The sequence below is a fragment of the Thioclava sp. F28-4 genome, from assembly GCF_002020045.1.
Classification (GTDB): Bacteria; Pseudomonadota; Alphaproteobacteria; order Rhodobacterales; family Rhodobacteraceae; genus Thioclava; species Thioclava sediminum.
The window spans coordinates 1-2,323 of record NZ_MPZQ01000041.1 but is presented as its reverse complement, the minus strand read 5'-3'; the positions used below and the strand labels follow the sequence as shown (position 1 = coordinate 2,323).

Here is a 2,323-nt window from a genome sequence, read left to right as displayed (position 1 = left end):
CCTTATAGGAAAGGCAGTCGCACATCACGAAAGCTTCCAATTTCTGCAATCGCGAACGGGTGTTTTTCCACAGAATCCGCGGGGAGCAGCCATTCGCTGCATTGTTCACGAATGTCTGCTTCGCACCTCCGGCATAATGGATCACCTTAGGTGAGGATGAGGTCACAGAGCATCCTTTCTGCGGGCAGCGTCAATCCGGCGTGCACATCTTGATGGATCGTGAAGGCCGGTTCTTCGACAACGTCTTCATCGAGCATCTTTGGCGAATCCTGAGATACGATTACAGCTACCTACACGCTTGGGAGATCGGATCGGAGACGTAAGCGACCAACGGGAATGGATGGCCTTCTACAAATACCAGGGTCCTCGCGCAGCCCCGGCGGCAAGCCACAGACGCTAGTCTATTGGCAAAGAAATGATCTCAACCAACACGATCATTAGATGCAACGCATCTCGCAATTTACGCCAGATCCTGTCCAAGAGTAAGCGCTCTATTGAGGTTGTCTGCCGACGGACGCAGGAAATAAGACAGGTGTATAGCGACGTGTTTCAGGTGATCGCACAAGTATCAGCCAGGTGGTGCCATCGAAGTTGTTGCTTTCCACCTCGACCAACTTGCAACGATTTGCCGATGGCAATGTGCGTGCTGCGTTCCGCGCGAGCTTGCCGCGCAAGTAGCCTGAACAGACAACTCGCAAAACCATACCTAAACCCCGCCCGCCAATTCGGCGTGGCGGGATGTTTGATACTTTTTCACTGAAGAGCGGCTGCTGCCTCGTGACGGTGATACCAGACGGCCGCCGCTGTGCGGTTACTCACGCCGAGCTTGTTGATGATCCGATGGATATGGATTTTCGCGGTGTGCTCGGAGACCTGAAGGCGATCCGCGATGATCTTGTTTTGCTGACCGGATGCCAAGAGTTGCAAGACCTCCCGTTCGCGCCGCGTCAGAGTTTCGATCAGGCCCGGCGCAGCCACCAGATCAAAGCCCGGCTCGGCAAGCTTTTTCGAGATCGTTTTCGAGACCGTCAATCCGGTCTCAAGAAGCGCTGGCGGGACAAACTGCCCCCCCGACAGAATGAGGCGCAATGTCAGCATCCAAGTCGTGATATTGATGCTCATCGGAAGGAAACTCACCTGCTCGAGCAAGGCGCCCGATCGAAGGAAATCCATTGCCTCCATTTCGGGCGTGTCCTCGCTGTAGGCAATCGCGACACGCATGCGCGAAAGGGCTTCTCCGCGCGCCGCGATGAACGCTCTTAGTCCCGCGGCGTTGCCTTCATCCACGATCAAAGCGCAAACCCTTTCGCCATTCGCAAGGCGGCCATTCTCATCAATGCGTTGAGAGATTTCCTCCAGATAGTCTACGCGGTCCACCGAGACCTCCGGCACTTCGCTCTCTATCGTCCGGATGATCGCATCGCCGAAAATCTCTCGCTGCCCTACTAAACATATGCGCGCATCACTCTTGCGCCGTGGCGCAGCTCGAGACACCCCGCTAAAATCCGCCCTATTGTGCGTATCCATATCCCCTCCAATTTTTTGCCTCCCCAGGCCTTAATGAAACAGGATAACACAGGCGCGTGAACGGGGTATCTGCCCGAGTGATATATAATCGAAAGGCCCTAACGACCGGTGCATGCCGATGCGAAACTCGGTTTCGTGGAAAGCTTCAACGACCGTAAACGGCTGCTGCCTCCCTCCCCCGGGTAAAGCGTGGCGGTATGAAGTTGCAGGACCGGAGATCGTCGATGCGGCCTTTCAGATGGCGGCGGCAATGGCCTCCCGGGGTGGCCTTGAGATCGGCGGCAGGTCAGCGTCCGGTTCTCGCAAAATGGCTGCGAAACGACGATCGAGAGGGACACTAACCGTCTGTAGGTCACGGAAATCGGCCGCCGAAATTTGACGCGACATCATACCTCCAGGCGAATGACTGTCGCCTGAAGCAAAGACGTCACCTTATGCCTACGCGCGACAGGGCCTTTTGCGAGGCTGTGGGAGTGCGCCTCCAACGCGAACATGGACCGCGCGGAAATGCGATGTCGAATACGAAAGATAGTAGCAACATGCATTGGAGTGTAAGCGGCGGCTGCATCCCACCTCAGGTTCAGCTTGACGGCTTGAAGTTCCACGGGAGAAGTTCGTCGATGCGGCCTTGCGGATGGCCGGCGGCTATGGCCTCGAGGGTGGCCTTGAGATAAGCGAAGGGCTCGACGCCGTTGATCTTTGCGGTCTCGATGAGCGATGCGATGCGTCCCCAAGCGCGCCCGCCTTCGTCATGTCCGGCGAACAATGCGTTCTTCCTGTTCAGAGCGATGGGCCG

2 protein-coding genes are annotated in these 2,323 nt (G+C 56.6%); both read right to left on the bottom strand.

Features of this window, described 5'->3' with window-relative positions:
• Positions 1–753: 753 nt before the first annotated feature.
• Positions 754–1,527: a response regulator transcription factor gene (locus tag BMI87_RS21750; protein WP_078523535.1), complete on the bottom strand. Its 774-nt coding sequence runs from the start codon at positions 1,525–1,527 to the stop codon at positions 754–756.
• A gap of 580 nt (positions 1,528–2,107) precedes the next feature.
• Positions 2,108–2,323 (bottom strand): transposase domain-containing protein (locus BMI87_RS21745; protein ID WP_146681741.1); only part of this gene is annotated, 216 nt, incomplete at its 5' end.